16 protein-coding genes are annotated in these 16,695 nt (G+C 70.0%); 2 read left to right on the forward strand and 14 right to left on the reverse strand.

Annotated elements, in window-relative coordinates; translation table 11 throughout:
• The 14 genes from ACG2DA_RS16050 to ACG2DA_RS16115 all read right to left on the reverse strand — a co-directional run.
• The coding region (locus ACG2DA_RS16050; RefSeq protein ID WP_395256802.1) for a hypothetical protein at positions 1–473 on the reverse strand (473 nt) is incomplete at its 3' end.
• Positions 474–556: 83 nt separating this feature from the next.
• Positions 557–754 (reverse strand): hypothetical protein, encoded by a 198-nt coding sequence (locus ACG2DA_RS16055; protein WP_395256803.1) that lies wholly within the window; start codon positions 752–754, stop codon positions 557–559.
• Between the two features lie 155 nt (positions 755–909).
• Positions 910–2,058, reverse strand: a complete 1,149-nt coding sequence (locus ACG2DA_RS16060) for a glycosyltransferase family 4 protein (protein WP_395256804.1) — start codon at positions 2,056–2,058, stop codon at positions 910–912.
• A gap of 68 nt (positions 2,059–2,126) precedes the next feature.
• Positions 2,127–3,134, reverse strand: a complete 1,008-nt coding sequence (locus ACG2DA_RS16065; RefSeq protein WP_395256805.1) for a glycosyltransferase family 2 protein — start codon at positions 3,132–3,134, stop codon at positions 2,127–2,129.
• A gap of 881 nt (positions 3,135–4,015) precedes the next feature.
• The gene (locus ACG2DA_RS16070; RefSeq protein ID WP_395256806.1) at positions 4,016–5,203 is read right to left on the reverse strand and encodes a hypothetical protein; all 1,188 of its coding nucleotides are present in this window, start codon (positions 5,201–5,203) and stop codon (positions 4,016–4,018) included.
• On the reverse strand, positions 5,200–6,216 hold the full coding sequence (locus ACG2DA_RS16075; protein ID WP_395256807.1) for a hypothetical protein: 1,017 nt from the start codon (positions 6,214–6,216) through the stop codon (positions 5,200–5,202). Before ACG2DA_RS16075 ends, ACG2DA_RS16070 begins: the two co-directional genes overlap by 4 nt.
• Positions 6,210–7,355, reverse strand: a complete 1,146-nt coding sequence (locus tag ACG2DA_RS16080; RefSeq protein WP_395256808.1) for a galactosyltransferase-related protein — start codon at positions 7,353–7,355, stop codon at positions 6,210–6,212. Before ACG2DA_RS16080 ends, ACG2DA_RS16075 begins: the two co-directional genes overlap by 7 nt.
• Positions 7,352–8,167, reverse strand: a complete 816-nt coding sequence (locus ACG2DA_RS16085; RefSeq protein WP_395256809.1) for a glycosyltransferase family 2 protein — start codon at positions 8,165–8,167, stop codon at positions 7,352–7,354. Before ACG2DA_RS16085 ends, ACG2DA_RS16080 begins: the two co-directional genes overlap by 4 nt.
• Positions 8,164–9,177 (reverse strand): glycosyltransferase family 2 protein, encoded by a 1,014-nt coding sequence (locus ACG2DA_RS16090; protein WP_395256810.1) that lies wholly within the window; start codon positions 9,175–9,177, stop codon positions 8,164–8,166. Before ACG2DA_RS16090 ends, ACG2DA_RS16085 begins: the two co-directional genes overlap by 4 nt.
• Entirely contained in the window at positions 9,174–9,803 is a 630-nt protein-coding gene (locus tag ACG2DA_RS16095; RefSeq protein ID WP_395256811.1) for a class I SAM-dependent methyltransferase, read from the reverse strand. Before ACG2DA_RS16095 ends, ACG2DA_RS16090 begins: the two co-directional genes overlap by 4 nt.
• A 1-nt stretch (position 9,804) precedes the next feature.
• Positions 9,805–10,512: a class I SAM-dependent methyltransferase gene (locus tag ACG2DA_RS16100; RefSeq protein ID WP_395256812.1), complete on the reverse strand. Its 708-nt coding sequence runs from the start codon at positions 10,510–10,512 to the stop codon at positions 9,805–9,807.
• Between the two features lie 133 nt (positions 10,513–10,645).
• Positions 10,646–11,989, reverse strand: coding sequence for an ABC transporter ATP-binding protein (locus ACG2DA_RS16105; protein ID WP_395256813.1), 1,344 nt, complete (start codon positions 11,987–11,989; stop codon positions 10,646–10,648).
• Entirely contained in the window at positions 11,986–12,714 is a 729-nt protein-coding gene (locus ACG2DA_RS16110) for an FkbM family methyltransferase (protein WP_395256814.1), read from the reverse strand. The genes ACG2DA_RS16105 and ACG2DA_RS16110 overlap by 4 nt, the downstream gene beginning before the upstream one ends.
• 223 nt (positions 12,715–12,937) lie before the next feature.
• Positions 12,938–13,720, reverse strand: coding sequence for an ABC transporter permease (locus ACG2DA_RS16115; RefSeq protein ID WP_395256815.1), 783 nt, complete (start codon positions 13,718–13,720; stop codon positions 12,938–12,940).
• Positions 13,721–14,557: 837 nt separating this feature from the next.
• Between ACG2DA_RS16115 and ACG2DA_RS16120 the strand changes: the two genes are divergently transcribed.
• Complete coding sequence (locus ACG2DA_RS16120) at positions 14,558–14,788, forward strand: hypothetical protein (RefSeq protein ID WP_395256816.1); 231 nt, start codon at positions 14,558–14,560, stop codon at positions 14,786–14,788.
• Positions 14,789–15,109: 321 nt separating this feature from the next.
• A complete protein-coding gene (locus ACG2DA_RS16125; RefSeq protein WP_395256817.1) occupies positions 15,110–16,417 on the forward strand; it encodes an McrC family protein in 1,308 nt (435 codons plus the stop codon).
• The last annotated feature ends 278 nt before the right edge of the window (positions 16,418–16,695 follow it).

The following is a 16,695-nucleotide window of genomic DNA, read 5'->3' on the forward strand; positions in this document are numbered from 1 at the left end:
CCGGGGGCGTCATCGGCGGGCTCCCCCGGCAGGCCGCGTCGGGCGAGGTCCGCGATGCGGGTCGACGCCCGCACGCCGCGGTCCAGGCCGAACGCCCGCACCAGGGCGGTGGTGAGGACGTCGGTCTGCTCGGGGACGAACCCCGGCGAGAGCGAGTCGATCAGCCGGGCGGTGTCCGTCCAGGCTCCGCGGCGGGCCAGGAACTTCGTGTCTCGGAACAGATGCTGGGCGGCCTGCGCTCGCGGGGCGGGTGTCGCCTCGCCCTGCGCTTCCAGTTGCGACAAAACCCAGCGGAGGATGCGCTGCCGGGCGTCGGTCGACCGCGTGACGGCATCGGCCGAGGAGGTGATCCGGGTGCCGCGGTGCTGCCAATATACGGCGCCGGGGAAGTCGACCGAGGCGAACCGCGCCCCCGCCAGTGCGACGGTCCACGCCCACACCCATTCCTGCGCCTTGGGGCAGGACCATCCCACCAGAGGGAGGCCACGAAATCCCGGCGGCGACATTTGAAAAACTGATCCGTCATCGCAGCGTTTCCGTCGACCGCCGGCCCCCGCTAGCCCCGCTGGTACAGCCATGCCGGGTTTGAGCCGGTGAACGGCCGGTTGCAGCCGACGTCGATATAGTAATTTTCGCAGGTTCGTCCGGCCGCAGCGTGCCGGTCCAGCAGGTGCAGGATGATCGACTGCTCCCCGAAGGCGGAGTAGTCCGCGCGGGCGGTGGGATCGGCGAACTTTCGGACGGCGTCCGCCACCGCCACCTGGGCAGCGCGGCCCGTGGGCAGGTTCGCGGAACAACCGAGCGACGCGGCGCAGAGGCGTGATTTCGGTCATGCAAAGTTGGAGGGGGGCAAGGTCGCGCTTGTCCCGCGAACCGAACCCCCGTCGGCGGCGGGAGGGAGAGGTTCGCCTACGTGCGCCGACGACCGAGCCCCCCCCGCTTCGCGGTCAGCAGACGGCGGTAGAAGGCGACGGCCTCCCCCGCGGCCTGCGCCCAGGTGTGACGTGCGGCGACGCGGCGGGCGGCGGCGGACATCGCGGTCGCCGCGGCAGGGTCTGCCGTCAGCACCTCGGCCGCGGCGGCGAACGCGGCGACGTCTCCGGGCCGGCACAGCACGCCGCTCGTCCCGTCGTCGATGTAGTCCCGCATGCCCCCCTCGTCGCTGGCGACCACGCAGCACCCTCGTGCCATCGCCTCCAGCGGCGCCTTGCCGAACCCCTCGAAATGCGACGGGAACAGAAAGACCCGGCAGCGGTCGAGCGTCCCGACGAGCTCGTCCTGCGACATCCACGGTCGCAGCTTCACGCGGTCCAGCACCGCCGGGGCGATCAGGGCGCGGGCGGCGTCGTGATGGGCGGCGTCGCACACCCAAGTGAACGTCGCCCCTGGACGCCGCGCCGCCACACGCGATGCGATCTCCGCCAGCACGTCCGGGGCTTTGACCGGCGTGAACTGCCCGACGTAGCCCAGCGTCTCGCCGCGATTGCCCCCGGGCGGCGGGGCGGGCGACGCGCGGAGGAAGGACTGCGGGACGCCCTGCGTCACGACCGCGACACGCTCCGGCGGCAGGCCGTAGCGGCGTCGCAGGAACTCGGCGTCCAGCCGCGAGGAGACGAGGACGCCGTCGCTGTCGGCGGCGACGCGGTCCCACTGCCGATCCAGAACCCGCCGCAGCAGCGAGGACGCCGCCCGCCGCGGCCAAGCGCGGCGGCCCGGATCGGGGAGGCGTTCGGCCGAGACCTCCCTCACCCGCACCTCGTGCCCGTGGCTGCGGTTCACGAACACCCCCGGCCAAGCTCGCCGCCGCAGGTCCGCGGCGGCGAGGTAGGCGTGCGGCTGGTTCAGTTCGACGACGTCGTAATCTGCGGCGGCCAGCCGCCGCCGGACCTCCCGGCGGTAGGCGTACGGCAGTTCGACGGCGTAGTGCAGGTTCCCGTGGGCGATGCGGCGGCGAAGGTCGTCGGTCCAGAAGGCGTCGACCGCGTGCCCCGCCGCCCGCAATGCCGTGGCCATCTGCCAGACGGTGCCCGCGGCGCCGGAATTGGGGTCGGGCGGCACGTCCGCCCCCATAAGGATGCGCAACGGGCGCCCACCGTCGGCGGCCGCCGGCCCGGGCGAGTCGGTCGTCATTCGCCGCCCCCCTCGGGAACGCCGGACGCCTGCGGGGGGCGTAACGCCTGCCAGCCGCTTTGCGCCAGCCGCGCCCACGCTTTGAGGTGCCAGGGGCGGCGGCGGAGGGTTTTCGAGAGATACCGTATTGCCCGCCGATCGCCGCGGGCCAGCAGCCGGGTGGCGATGAGGTAGTTCGTCCCCGCCCCGTCGCCGCGGCCCCCGCGGGCAGCCCGGCCGGCCAGAACCTCCTCCCGCAGCACCGCGGCCCCCTCGAGGGGGACGGCCTCACCGGAGCCTGAGCGGCGCCCACGAGCGCAGGCCTGCCCGAACTCCCCGAAGCGCCGCTGCAACGCCTCCCGCGACCCGCTGATACCGTGCGGGCTCAACCGGAAGTCGTACAGCGGCTCCGGGACGTAGGCGACCAGCGCCCGCTCCGCCATCCGCAACCACAGGTCCGAGTCCTGGGCGTAATAAAACTCCTTCCGATACCCGCCGACCGCGTCGTACAGGTCGCGGCGGAACAGGACGCTGCCGTGCGCCGGCGGCCCCTGGTGCTCGTGCAGGAGCGCCCGGGTGGCCTCGGCGGGGTCGGCGGGGCGGCTCAGCAGGTCCAGCGTCTCGCCGCCGGGGGCGACGTAGCGGGTCGTGCAGGAGACGAATCCCGCCCCAGGCGTGTCGCGCAGCAGGGCGACCTGGCGCTCCAGCCGCTCCGGCGCGCTGACGTCGTCCGCGTCCTGCCGGGCGATGAACTCCCCCCTCGCCTCCCGACACCCGCGGATCAGGGCGGCGGTCAGCCCGGCGTTCTCCTGCCGGATCACCCGCACCCGCGGCTCGGCGGCGGCGTACTCCGCCAGCCGGTTCGCCGTGCCGTCGGTCGAGCCGTCGTCGACGATCACGAACTCCCAGTCCGCGAACGTCTGGGCAAGAACCCCCTCGACGGCCGCCGGCAGCGTCTCCGCGGCGTTGTAGACGCCCATCACGACGGACACCCGCGGGGGTGCGGCATCCGTCTCGGCGGTCACGACCACTGCCGCACGAGCTCCGGCCGCCCCAGACGGTCCGCGACGTACGCGATCTGGTTCCCATAGGCCTCCGCCAGCGGTTTCCTCATGGTGGGGGGGAGTTTCCGGTCGGGGCCGACGAAAACGGCTCCGACGGGCTCGTCGCCCGCGGCTGCGCCGATTTCCGCGATGCCTAAAAATCGGCACACGCGGCGCCGGAAGTCAACTGGGTCGGCGGCAATATCGTCGAGTAGCCCCACGAACAGCCGGTCCGGGCCCACGGCCGCCTCCCAACGCCTCCAAATCCCCTCGTAGTCTTGACGACGCGCAACCCGGCGTCGTTGAAGGCGAAGTCGGCCAAGTCCTGCGGCGTTAACGAGCGGACGTCCCGCCCCTGCCGCCCGACCGCCTCCATAAGATGCGACCAGACCCGCTCAACCGGGTTCCTGAAGATCAGGATCGCCTTCAACCGGGGGAACGCCCGCCCGATCTCGGCGACTTCGTCGTCTTGGAGGACGGCGTATTCCGGGGTGATTTCCCCGCAGCACTTGCCGTTGTCCGGAAACGAGAGGGCGTACGACCGAAATGAACGCCGGCCGAACAGAAATCGGCTCGCCCAGAGAAATCCCGCGACGGAAGGATACCGTGCTGCTCGCTTCGCCTCAGTCCGCAGGTATCGCCGCCACCTCCTCCTCGCGTACGGCTCTTGGGCGAAGTAGCGACCGAGAATCCGGCCGGACGTGCCGGCGTCCCGGTCTCGAAAGTAGCCGTAAAAAAATGAAGCTGTTTGACGGGCGGCAGACAGATGTCGGGATGAGACCGGAGCACCGCGTCGAGCCAAGTGGTCCCAGACTTCATCATCCCGATGCCGAGAAAATCCGGGGAGGTATAGGTGTCGGAATTCATCCCTCGGTTTCGTCTCCGGTCGCCACAGAATCGTTAGGGTTGGTGAGGTTCGACGACGGGCCGCCCTCGGCCGTTCCGCCATCCGGTCGCCGGCAGTAGCGACCGCGTACGGCGGCGTGGAACGTTTGGGCCGCGTCCCGTCTCAGCGCGGAATGAACCTCCGCGTGCCGGTCCGGAGGTCCGGCTAGGGTTCGGAGGATCGCGGCGGTATCGACTGCTCGCGGGTCGATCGTGAGGCATCGCTCCCGCACCGCCGCCGGCAGGCGCGGCGCCAGCCCCGCGTGAATTAACACGTGGCAGCCGGCCGCCAGGCCGTCCACGACCGTCGTCTTCATCCCAAACCCGAGGTCGGTCAGGACCGCCACAGCCTTCACACCGCACAGCAGATCCCAAGGTTCGTCGACCCGGCCGAGCCGCTCCGCCCCTGATAGTTCGTCTCCCGTCGGCGGCGCTGTCGACGCCCAGACGCGGGACCCGCCGGTCAGCCCGCACCGCGGCACCTCTCTGTCGCCAACCGCGGCCAGGGCGGCGGCGAGACGGCCGAGGTTGTCCTGCTGTTGGGTACTCAGCCGGTCGCCCCCGCCGGGCATGCAGACGATCAGGTCGTCCCGCTCCCGCCACGGCCGCGGACGCACCTCGGGCCGCAGGTCCGGCCAGGGGCAGAAGTAGGGCAGCGGGACGAACGTCGCCCGCGGCGCGATCCGCCGCCAGTAATGTCGTTCGTCCCACTCGCTGATGCCCAGCGTCGCATGGGCGGCGCGGGCGCTGCGCCGGTCCCGCCAAGACAACCGCGTGACGCCGTACCAGTCGCAGGCGTTGTCGTACGTCGGCCGCAGCCCGGGCGCCCGGCGGTGCCAGTGCTGGAGCCCCTCCGCGTTGATCGCCCGCACCAGCACGCGGGTGCCGGGACGTTCGCGGCGGAGAGCCTCGACCAAGCCGGGGTGAACGGAGTATTCGATCACAGCCGCCGGGCAGTTCGCCGGCGTCGCGGCGACGGCGGCCGGGAGGTCGTTCGGGTCGAACTCCTCGACACGTAGTTCGACCCCCGCGGCAGCGGCGGCGATTCCGCGGCCGACGAGGTCCTTCCACGTCCCACTGCCGTAGGCGTCGAGAAGCCCCCGGGCGACGAGCTGCACGACGGCGGGGGGAGCGACCGAGGCGGTGGGGGCTTCGGTAGGGCTCACGGGGCACTCCGGATCGCCCGCGGCCCGCCCGCCCGCGCAATGCGGGCCAGCGACGAAACGTCCCCGTGCCGGCGGGACGGGCCGGACGGCAACACGTCGTCCATGTGGGCGGCGATGCGGCGGAACAGGCCAGCCCCGGTGCAAACGTCCCGCTCCCGGGCGCGGCGCAGGTTCGCCTCCGCGAACGGCCGCATCGCCTCGTAACGCTCTGCGGTGAGTGTGGGCAACAGGCCCAGCAGATCCTCCAGCGCCTCGAACGTCACCAGACCGCGGGGGTCGAACTCCTCGGCGACGCACGGCGGGCCCCAGTACACCGGGATCGTGCGGCACTCCCAGCAGTCGATCAGCTTCTCCGTGAAGTACCAGTCCTCCCGCACGTTTTCCATCGCCACGGAGAACCGGAACGGCAGCAGCGTCGCAGACTTCTCCTCGAACGGAGCGATCCCGCGGCCGAAGCAGGGGACGCCGCGTTCGGCCAGCGCGGCGGCCACCCGCCGCCGCAGTCCGTATCCGGCCACGTCGGCGTGCGCCACGCTGCCGACGAAGCTAAGGTCCGCGGTTTTGACGATCGGGCCGTCCGCCTCGTGTTCCTCCGCGGCGGCGACGAACCGCGTGCCGTAATCCAGCCGACGGAACGGCGACCCCAGTTCCGCCAGCCGGCGACTGTGCGTCAGCGTCGCGGCAAACCGCGCCGCCAGCGCGGGGAAGTGAGCGTTCTGCGGCTCGTTGGGACTCTCGACCAGCACCGCGACCCGCCGCCGCCGCGATGCCCGGAATAGGTATCGCGACGGCATCGCGGCCCGGTCCTGATAGAGTGCCCCACGAAACGTGCGGCCCGGCTTGTCGTCCGGGTGGAACAGGAAGACCCATCGCCGGCCGTCGTGGTCAACCTCAATCCGCCGGTGCGGCGAGCGCCCATAGGCGTCGACGTACACCTCCGGTGCGTCCGCCGGTAGGCGAGAGGCCCGCAGTTCCAGATCGGCTACCGGCCAGCCGGGGCGGCTCCTCAGCATTGGCCCACCTCCTCCGCCGCGGCACCGCCAAGCCGGCCGCGCAACCGGCGGATGCGATTGGCGGGGGGTTCGGCCAGCCGTTCAGCCTGTAGGCGGTCGTTGCGGTGACCGCTGGCCTTCTTCGGGGCCGGCGGGTGCCAGAGGTGAACCAGCGGCTCCGTGCCAAACTCGTTCGTCGGCCGCGTCCGCAGGCGGGAGAGGAACTCTAAGTCCTCCCCGCCCCAGCCCTCGAACGACTCGTCGTGGCCGCCCAACTCGAAGTACGCCTCCCGCCGCACGACGGTCGGGTTCGGCGAGTTCTGCACGACCCGCTCCACGCTGAGGCATTCGCCCCCCCCGCACTCGGCGCCGGGGTGCCACGCCGTGGGGCGATCTGCCGCGACGAGGCGGGCGGTGGTCGCTTCGTTCAAATAGAAGATCAGCCGGCCCGGCCGGGCGGCGTCCGCTTCCGCGACCGCCGCGGCGCACCGGCGGAGATAGCCGCGTGTCGGCAACAGGTCGACGTCGTGAACGACGAGGACCTTCCCCCTGGCGACCTCCGCGGCTCGGTTGAGCAGGCGACTTTTATTGAACGGCCCGCCGTCGTCGACCCGCACCCGCCGCACGCCGTCCGGGGCGTCCGCCGGCGGCTCCCCGGGGGCGCGTTGCTCCGCGAGGACGATCTCCGCCCCGCCCCCGGGTTCTCCGCCCCCAGGCCCCCCGTTCCCAAGCTCGCCGTCGCTTGTGGCCGCGTACGCCGCCGCCTCCGCCGAGAGCGCCGCCAGGCAGATCGCCGCCGTCGCCCGCCGGTCCGCCCCGCCGACCGGCACCAGCACGGAGACTGCGGGTTCCTCCGCCGATTGCGTTGCCGGCGGGGGGCCGTCCCACCGCAGCGGGATCTCCGGGACGGCGACCGCCAGCAGTCGAGCACCGATGCGGGGGAAGACCCGGGCGACCGTCAGCTCGCGGGAGTGGTCCCACCGGCATTCCCGCCCGGCGCCCGGCCCGCCGCCGGGGACCGCGACGAGCCGGTCGCCGCGGTTGCACAGGCCCCGCCAGCGGCCGCCGCCAAGCCGCAGCGCCGCCTCCGTCCGCCAGCGTTCATGCACCCAGCAGCCCAGCTGCTGCCGCAGGGTCGCGTCGTCGCCCGCCGCCGTCATCGTTCCGCCCTGGATCGTGCAGTCTCCACGTCGGTCGACGCCCGCAGCCCGCGGAGCCGCGTGCGGACCGGGGGCAACCGCTCCCTCAAAGCCCACCGCAGCTTGCCCCAGTAGTGCTGGTGCATCGCCGCCCGCAGCGGGTAGTGACGGGACGCGACCCGGTAGGACTCCAAAATGCGGCGGACCGGCTGCGTGGAGGAGACGCCGCCGAGTTCAACCTCGCAGATCACCCGCGGGACGTCCTGCACTGACCGCCCGGTCCGCACTGCCCAGAGGACGAAGTCGAAGTCGGCGGCGATCCGCAGCCGCTCGTCGAAGGGCCGCGCGAGCAGCAGTTCCCGACGGCAGAACAGCGCCTGATGGCTGAACGGCATGCCCGCCCAGGGCCGGGCGAGGTCGCGGCGGCGGAGGTGCGGCTCGCCGGCCGTCGTCACGGCCTCGCCGAAAATCAACTCCGCCCCCGGCTCCGGACGGACGGCGCGGAGGACACCGGGGTCGGCCAGCCGGTCGCCGGCGTTCAGCATGCAGACCCACCGCCCGGCCGCCGCCGCCGTCCCCTGGTTCATCGCCGCGTAGATCCCCGTCCCGCGGTCGCGCTCGATGACGTCGACTACATCGGCGAACCGCTCCAGCGTGGCGGGCGTGGCGTCGGTCGAATCCCCGTCGATCACGACCGTCTCCGCCGGCCGAGCGGACTGGTCGCGAAGGCTCTGCAACGTCTTGGCCAAGCCCTCGGCGTTGTTCCGCGTGACGGTGACGACGGACAACTCGGCGGCGATCGACCGGGCGTCGGCGGAGAACGGGGCTGTCACGAGTTCAACAATCGCCGCGCGAGGGTCTGGGCGAGGCGGCCGCGGCGTCCCGGCCGCGCGGCGGCCAGCAGCCGGTGGCCGACCGCGTGCCGCCGACGGGCCAGGCTAACGATCGGGCCGTCCGGCAACCCGTCAACGCCGCGTGCGGCCCACCGCCGCCGTGCCGCCTCCCAGTCGAAATTCCAGATATCGAGTGCCCGGAACCGATCCACGCCGTGTTCGGCGAACATCCGCAAAACCTCCCGGTCCCACCAGAAGTCGTCCTCCTCGGGGACGGAACGCATCTCGATGCCCGCCTCCTCGTAGGGTGCGAACCAACTCTCCGGGCAGGGCCGGGGCGCTCGTTCCACGCGGTCCATCCAGGTGTAGAGCTGTTCGATCGCCGCTATCGGTTTATTGGGGTAGGTGACCCGCTCGAAGCATTTGTACCAGCGGTGCTTGCTCCGCATGCGGGGTTCGTTCGTCAATTGGTAGTGCAGCAGGCGGACGGAGCCGCTGTCCCAGACGTCGCAGTTGTCGCCGGTCGGAACGCGGGCGCTGTGGAGGGTCGAACCGACGTGGGAGCGGCCGTCGTCCACGAACCCGATCGGCAAGGGCGGGCCGTTGTGATACGTGCCGACGCCGGGCAGCAGGTTTGCCCAGCGGAACCGCAGCACCGTCCCGGGGGCGAGGCCGAACAGGCGACCGCGGACCGTCTCGTTTAGGAATTCGCCGGACAGGGCCTCGTCCGCGTCCAACGCCAGCAACACCCGTGGCCCGGGGCAGAGGTCGCGGGCGGTCTCAATCAGCAACGCCTGCCGGGCGGCCTCGTCGTAGCCGGGGAACCGGTTATCGACGAGCGTCGCCTTCGGGAACTCTTCGCAGATGGCGCGGGAGTCGTCGTCGGACTGCTGGTCCGCGACGACGATCTGGTCCGCCCACCGCGACGCCGCGGCGAGGAACTGCCGCAGAATCCACGCCTCGTTCTTCACGGGCGTCAGGCAGATGAGGCGGGGTGGTTCCGCGTTCATGTCGAGCTGCGCTTCTGGCAAACCCAGAGGGAGTCGGCTCGCAATGCCGGCCGCCACCGGTCGTTGCCCAAGACTAGATTTTCGACGACCCACGTCGGCCCTAGGTCCGGGCGGGCCGGGTCATAATCGTGGAACGCGACGAAGCCGCCGTCGTTGACGGCGGGGGAGAACGACTCGAAGTCAAACCGACACCCCGGCACGGAGTGATCACCGTCGATGAACAGCAGGTCGATTCGCTCGAAGCGGCCGACAAACTCGGACGAAAGCCCCGGCAGAGCGGTCACGCGTCCATCTGTGAAAAACTCCGATAAGTTCCGCTCGAACTGCTCCTTGAGGGGCGCGTCGCCCCGGGTCGAGCCGTAAATCTCCGCGCTGCCGTCCTCGCCGCTCGCGTCGAACGGATCAATCGAGAAGACCTTTCCGGAGCGTAAACCGGACGCGAGGCAGAAGGTGCTCTTCCCCTTCCAACAACCAATCTCCACGACCGCGGCCCCCTTCGGCAAACCGGCAGCGAGGTCGAACAGCCCCAGCGCCTCCGCGTCGGTCAACCAGCCGTCGATCTGCCGGAACGCGGCAATCTCTTCGAGTCGCCGCCGCCGCGATCGCTGACGGAGCCGGGCGGCCAATCTAGAGAGCATTCGTCGTCCCGGTGGATCTTGAGGGGGCGATACGGACGAGCAGGTGGAACTGGTCCAGCAGCGGCCCCGCCCGCTCCAGCAATCGCGTGCCGAACTTGCTGCCGTGTTCTAAGCTCGAGTATTCGAGTTCCGCCACGCTCCAGCCGAGGTTTGTCACGAACTTCGTCAGCCCGGCAGGCGTGAAGTGCCAATAGTGCTGGTCGGGGACCCAGGCGTGCCACTTCGCCCCCTGTTTGCGGGCCATCCACCCCCGCCAGTTCGCCTGCACGAGCAGGACGTAGCGACACCCGGGGACCGCGGCGGCCGCCCGGAGGGCCGCTTCCGGGTTCGGGAGATGCTCCAGAACATGAGAGAACACCACCGCCGACACCGGCCCGCCCAGTCGCTCCGGTGACAGAGGCTCCGCCCCCAGTTCGCCGTTGATCACCATGAGTCCTAAGTCCGCAGCCCGCGCTGCGGCGGCCCGACTTGGTTCAAGCCCGACGGTGCGGAATCCAGCGAGCCGAAGTCGGTCTAGCAGGACGCCCTGACCGCAGCCGACCTCCAGCACGCCCGCCCCCTCGTCGAGATGACGGCGGAGCAGGCCTGTCTGCATCGTCAGCCCACGATCCCATTGCCGCGGGAGCCCCGCCGGGGAGATGTAGGCGTGAAAATCGGCGTCCCGGTAGTGGTCCTCCGGCAACTGCGGGGGGGGCACCGTCCAAGCGTTCCCGCAGTCACGGCAGGCCCGGACGGCGGCAGCGTCGAACCGGACCAACGTCCGGCCGGGCCGTCCCCCGCAGAGAGGGCACTCGGCGACGGGGGCCTTTGCGGCGGAGGTGAGGGGGGTGTCAGGCACTGATGCCCCCCGCGACGGTGTCCTCGGATCGAGATTCCTCGGTCCGCGGAACCGACCACCAATCCGCCGCAAACACGGCGGACGTCGGCCAAGATTGAGTGTACCCCGTACCATACCGGTCGGTTCCGACGACAACCAGATCCCCCGCCCGCTCCACATGGCAAAGGGAGACGACGTTTGGGATCGCCAACCCAGCACTGACGGGGAAACGCCCGCCGGCCAGCGGAAGCGACTCGATTCGGCAGCCTACCTCCCCTGAGCCGACCGGCATCGCCACCGGCAGCCCTCCCCCAGGCAGGGTGGACAACGTCATCAGACAGAAGCCGTCGGGGCTATAAACTTGGAGATACACCGAGCCGTGCGGCACAGCTTTTTGACAGGAATATCGGACCTTTAGAACGACGTCCTCCCCCGACCGAAGAATGGATTTCGGGCGGCCGTCGACGCCCAGCAGCAGGATCTCCTCGATTCTGTAATCTGGCACCGGCTCCCCCGCCGGCCCAGGGGAGCGATAGAGAACGTGCGGAGCCGTAGGGCGACGGTCCGGGCCGTCGCCGAAGTACTTCTCGACGGCCTCGGCGGCGCCCCCCTCGAATAGAACGCTCCCGCCGCTTAGGACGATTCCGCGTTCGCACAGACTCCGCACGGCCCCCATGTTGTGACTCACGAACACCACCGTCCGCCCCTCCCCCGCGACGTCCTTCATCTTCCCCAAGCACTTCTTCTGGAACTCCGCGTCGCCGACGGCTAGAACCTCGTCCACAATCAGCACCTCCGGCTCCAAGTGCGCGGCCACCGCGAAGCCCAGCCGGACCTTCATCCCGCTGCTGTACCGCTTCACCGGCGTGTCGAGGAACCGTTCGACCCCCGCGAAGTCCACGATCTCGTCCAGCTTCGCCCGCACTTCCCTCTTGCTCATGCCGAGCAGCGTGGCGTTCATGTAGACGTTTTCCCTACCGGTCAGCTCGGGGTGGAAGCCTGTGCCGACCTCCAGCAGGCTGCCGACCCGGCCGCGAACCCGAACCTCGCCAATCGTGGGGACCGTGACCCGGCTCAGGATCTTCAGCAACGTACTCTTGCCAGCACCGTTACGGCCAATCACGCCGACCACCTCGCCGGGCCGCACCTCGAAGCTCACGTCCCTCAGAGCCCAGAAGTCGCCATTCTTGGTCGCCAAGGAGGTGCCGGAGGCGGCGTCGACGGAGGCCTCGATCGGCGGCAGGCCACGCAGACGCCGCGTCCATCGGCTGGCAACCTCAGATAAACTCCCGGCGTGCGTCAGCCCCAGCCGGTACTGCTTGCTGAGATTTGCAACGGACAGCGCGACCTTACTCATGCCTTCTCAACACTTCTTACAAGCCGCAAAAGCACCGCTTCCCGGTTTCGCACGGCAAACAAGTTGTCCTGCGTCCCACGCCCGCTCGGCCCGTCGACAACCACCAACTCCGCCCCCCCGCAATATCGACAGATCTCGTAACCCAACGCATTCAACTGTCTGAACAGCTCGTCAGCGGACGACGCTGAGGCGGATAAAGCGTGGTCGTTAAATTCGACCTGCAAAACCTCGGGCGGAGTCGAAGCGAACAGCCGTTTCATCCCAGCGAGCACCCGCCCCTCCCATCCCTCTACATCGATTTTCACCAGCCTTGGCGGCCCATACCCTTGTTTCGCGTCCTCTTCAAAGGCGGCATCGAGGGTGCCCACGCCGACCGAGACTTTTTTAAATTGTGAGTTTCCTTCATGAAGGCCGAGCCCAAAAGAGTTCCAAGCGTCCGCCCCCACTCCGGAGGCCAGCGTCAGCTTGCCGGCCTGATCCGAGAGGCCCTGCTGAAGACACAATACATGATCGAAGCCGTTGATCTTCACGTTCTCGAGCAACCGACTATAAGGACGGGCGGCAGGCTCAAACGCCACGACCCGGCCGGAGGGGCCGACTGCCCCCGCGGCCAGGACGCTGAACAAGCCGATGTTTGCACCGACATCGTAAACGACGTCACCGGGTTGCAGGTAACGGCAGAAGAACTCTGTCTCGAACCTCTCAAACTCGCCCAGATATATCATCCGAGCCAATCGCGAGTCTTTGTACAAGAACATCTCCACGCCTGACGCAGGCGCGTATGTGACAGGAAACATACTCAAACGAACGTGCCACCGAAGCCACTTCGCGTACCGCCTCCCTCGAAACGAGACGGAACACTTCACCCTCTGAGCAGCACGCCGCAGCCATGACGACTGACGCAACTGGCGGCCAGCCCGCCCGTCCGTCGCAGGTGGCCCAGACCTCTCAGACGACATCTGCGAACGTTCGCTCCGTCCGGGTGAAGTAGATTAATCCACCAGCCAACAGGACTAGCGTAGCGACGACGGACACGCCTACGTAACCCCACTGCGGAGGGTCCGTGCCTAATACGCTCCACCGCACCCCCTCAATCGCACCCGCCATCGGGTTGAGATAGTACAGGGCCAACCACTCCTCCGGAATGAACGACGGCGGGTAGATCACCGGACTGAGGTACATGCCCGCCTGGACGAAGAACGGAACGGCATGCTCGATGTCGCGGTACTTCACGTTCAACGCCGTCAGCCATAATCCCCCGGCGAGCGCCGCGGCGGCCGTCAGCAGCAAGAAGGCCGGCAGGGTAAAAACCGCGGCAGAGGGCAGAATCTGATACCAGACCATGAGCCCAACGACGAGCACGGCTTGAACCAGCAGATCCACCGACGCCACCCCCATGCTCGAGAGCGGCAGGACGATCCGCGGGAAATAGACCTTCGTAAGCATCGCCTGCCCGCCGACGACGCTCTGGACCGTGCCCGCCAAGGCGGACGCGAAAAAGTTCCAGGGCACCAAGCCCAGGAACGCGAAGACCGGGTACGGGACGTCGAGCCCCTCCGCGAACCCGGCCGCTTTGCCGAAGATCAGCGTGAAGATCAACACGTTCACAACCGGCCGCACGACGGCCCAAGCAACCCCCAGCACGCTCTGTCGATACTGGACGGCGATGCTGCGGAGGGTCAGCAGGGAGAGCAGGTCCCGGTACTGCCACAATTCGCGGAAGTCTGGCAACGGCCAGCCGCTCGGCGGCCGGATAACCGTCTCCCGCTCATTGACGTCAGCCTCGACGACTCGTCCTGCGCCACCTGCATGCGGGCCCTCAAGGGCGAGGTCCGTAGTTTCGACTGGGGAGGAGAGAGCGCTCGACATAAGACAAAGCAAGGGCCCCGGCCGGTTCCGGGCATGCTCCGCCCTCCCGGGTGACCGCTCGGTCTCCCGCGAGGGAACGGCCGCGGGGGCCGTCGGCCGGTGGTGACAACTTCGCGTCCGGGGCGACTCGGACGCGTCGCGGAGAATGTACGGGCCGAAACGGCAGGTGGAAGGAGCGAGATGCCGCAGCCACCCAGATTTGGACATTTTGGTCGCTGAGGGACTGTTTAGCCCCTTTCGCCGTTCCTCAGTTTGAAAAAACTCTCCTTGACATCCCTCCTGCGCACTGTGTGGTCGACAGAGTAATCGCTCCGCGAACACCCTCGCGGCAGGGCAGATCCGCCCGGGGCACGCAATAGCATACGACCGGGTTCCTCTCTTCCGCGAAGGTGTGCAACGGCGGATCCTCGACCGCCTCCAACAGCTCCCGGACGAGGGCGAACTCTTCTCCCCGCCGGAGCTCACCCGGGAGCGGTTCGGGCGGCAGGTTTTGGTACGGTAGACGGAGAGGCGCTGCTGACCTTCGTACACGACGGCGGCAGCCGCGAACGGCCGGTCTATTGGCTGGCGTTCCAGAATAATGAAGAGTTCAACATCCACCGGCTCGGCGGCGGCGCCCTGAAGTTCCGCCTGTTCCCCTGATAAGAGACAGGCGTTTGGCAGGCCGGCGTCACGTAGAGGACATCGACCGGAGAACGTGTGCCTGATCGGCGCGACGACACCTCGGACCGGTCGATCTCGCTGCTGGACGCCGCCCTGCGGCGGCGGTTCGGGTTCGTGGAGCTGATGCCCGGCGGCAGCGTGCTGAAGGACGCGTCGGTCGCCGGACTCCCGCTGCGGGCCTGGTTCGAGGCTCTGAACGGTCGCATCCGGGAGCACGTCGGCCGGGACGCCCGCAACCTGCAGATCGGCCACTCCCAGACCTCATGAAGGGGGGACAGCCGCTGCGGGAGCTCGCCGCCCTGAAGCGGGCCGTGCGGGACGACGTGATCCCGCTGCTGGAGGAGTACTGCTACGAGGACTACCCCACGCTGGAGGCGATCCTCGGGCCGCAGCTGGTCGACCGGAACACCCAGCGGGGCCGCCACGAGCTGTTCGAGGACGCGGCCGAGGCGGACCTCGTCGCCGCCCTGCTGGCCCCCTGCCCGAGATCACCGCCACCGGGGACGCCCTCGCCTCCGATGAGGCCCGCCTCGACGCCGAGGAGCGGGAAGCCGCGGACGACGAGACCGACGACGGGGCGGAGGAGCAGTGAGCGACCCCGCCTCGCTCACCCTCTCCGAGTGGGAGACGGCCTCGCCGGAGACGCACGACGTCCTGCGGGGCCAGTTCCTCGACGGCGACGCCCGGCGGGTCGCCGACGAACTGGACCGGTCCCGCCGCCTGCGGTTCACGGAGCTGCAGACCGGGACGCGGACTGCCGCCGGATCGCACGTCGGCCGGGTCCGGGTGGGCGGCCTGACGGTCACGGTGAAGCCGAAGCTCGACGCCGGCCCCCTGCTCCGGCTGCTCCGCTACGCCCACGGCCTGCGGCGGCTCAAGCTGCTCTCCGAGGCCGAGCACCTGGTCGAGCAATGCGGGTTCGAGGACCTGCTCGTGCTCCAGCTGAACGCCGAGGCCCGGGAGCTGATCGCCCGCGGCCTGCGGCGGGAGGCCGTCGGCCGGACCGAGCCGCTGGCCTCCCCGCGGGGCCGGATCGCCGTGGACCGGCTGGCCCGCGCCGGCGGGACGGCGACCGCCTCGCTCCCCTGCCGCCACTTCCCCCGGACGGAGGACACGCCCCTCAACCGGGCCCTGCTCGCCGGCCTGCGGCTGGCGGGGGAGGTGACGGGCCTGATCGAACTCAAGCGGGACGCCCGCCGGCTGGCCGGCCTGCTGGACGAGCGCGTCGCCCGCGTCCGCCCCGACCTGCCGGCCGTGGAGCGGGCCGAGGCCCGGCTGAACCGCCTGACGGCCGCCTACGGCCCGGCCCTGACCCTGACCCGGCTGCTGGTCGAGGGCCGGGGCGTGGCCCTGGAGGGGCGGTCGGCGTCGGCGCTGCCGGGGTATCTGTTCGACATGAACGCCTTCTTCCAGGCCCTGCTCTCCCGGTTCCTGCGGGAGAACCTGCCGGCCGGCTGCTCCCTGCGGGACGAACGCGGCCTGACCGGGATGCTGCGGTACGCCCCCGGCTGCAACCCCCGCGGCCGCCGCCCGCCCACGCCCCGCCCGGACTACGCCGTCCTGCGGCCGGGTGAACCGCCCGCCCTGCCCGACGCCAAGTACCGCGACCTGTGGGAGAAGCGGTTGCCGCGGGAGATGCTCTACCAACTCGTCGTCTACGCGGTCAGCCGGCCGGCCCGGCCGCGGGCGGCGATCCCCTACCCGACGGCGGACCCGGCGGTTCGGGAGGCCCGGATCGACGTCGCCGACCCGCTCGCCGGCCGCCCGCTGGGCCGGGTCGACCTGCGGCCGGTGAACCTGACTCAGATCGAACGACTCGTCGGTTCGCCCACGGCGGCGGCCCGCCGGGAGCGGGCGGCCCTGGCCCGGCGGCTCGCGTTCGGGGACGTGCGGTGAGGCGGGCCCTCGCCCCGTCCCCCGGCTTCATCACTGGACAGGACGGTTGCAGGGAAACGTGCCGGTCGTTGGCGAAGAGCGAGGCACCTGACGCGGGACGGAAGGTTTCGTTTCAGCGTGGTCCTCGCCGGCAGGCGCGAGAGACGAAACCGAGGTCCTTAACGGGGGCCGGGATCAGGTCACTGTGAGGTGAGGCCGGCGACGACGCCGGCCGTTTCTCGTTCCCCCCCGCTGGAGCCGCCCCGTGCCCCGACTCCCCCTCCCGCCGCGGCTGGCCG

The organism is Alienimonas sp. DA493 (genome assembly GCF_043951915.1).
Taxonomy (GTDB): Bacteria; Planctomycetota; Planctomycetia; order Planctomycetales; family Planctomycetaceae; genus Alienimonas.

Coding starts and splice junctions, on each gene's coding strand:
- ACG2DA_RS16080 (WP_395256808.1), bottom strand. CDS start 7,355: ATGACGGCGGCGGGCGACGACGCGACCCTGCGGCAGCAGCTGGGCTGC.
- ACG2DA_RS16075 (WP_395256807.1), bottom strand. CDS start 6,216: ATGCTGAGGAGCCGCCCCGGCTGGCCGGTAGCCGATCTGGAACTGCGG.
- ACG2DA_RS16110 (WP_395256814.1), bottom strand. CDS start 12,714: ATGATATATCTGGGCGAGTTTGAGAGGTTCGAGACAGAGTTCTTCTGC.
- ACG2DA_RS16090 (WP_395256810.1), bottom strand. CDS start 9,177: ATGAACGCGGAACCACCCCGCCTCATCTGCCTGACGCCCGTGAAGAAC.
- ACG2DA_RS16105 (WP_395256813.1), bottom strand. CDS start 11,989: ATGAGTAAGGTCGCGCTGTCCGTTGCAAATCTCAGCAAGCAGTACCGG.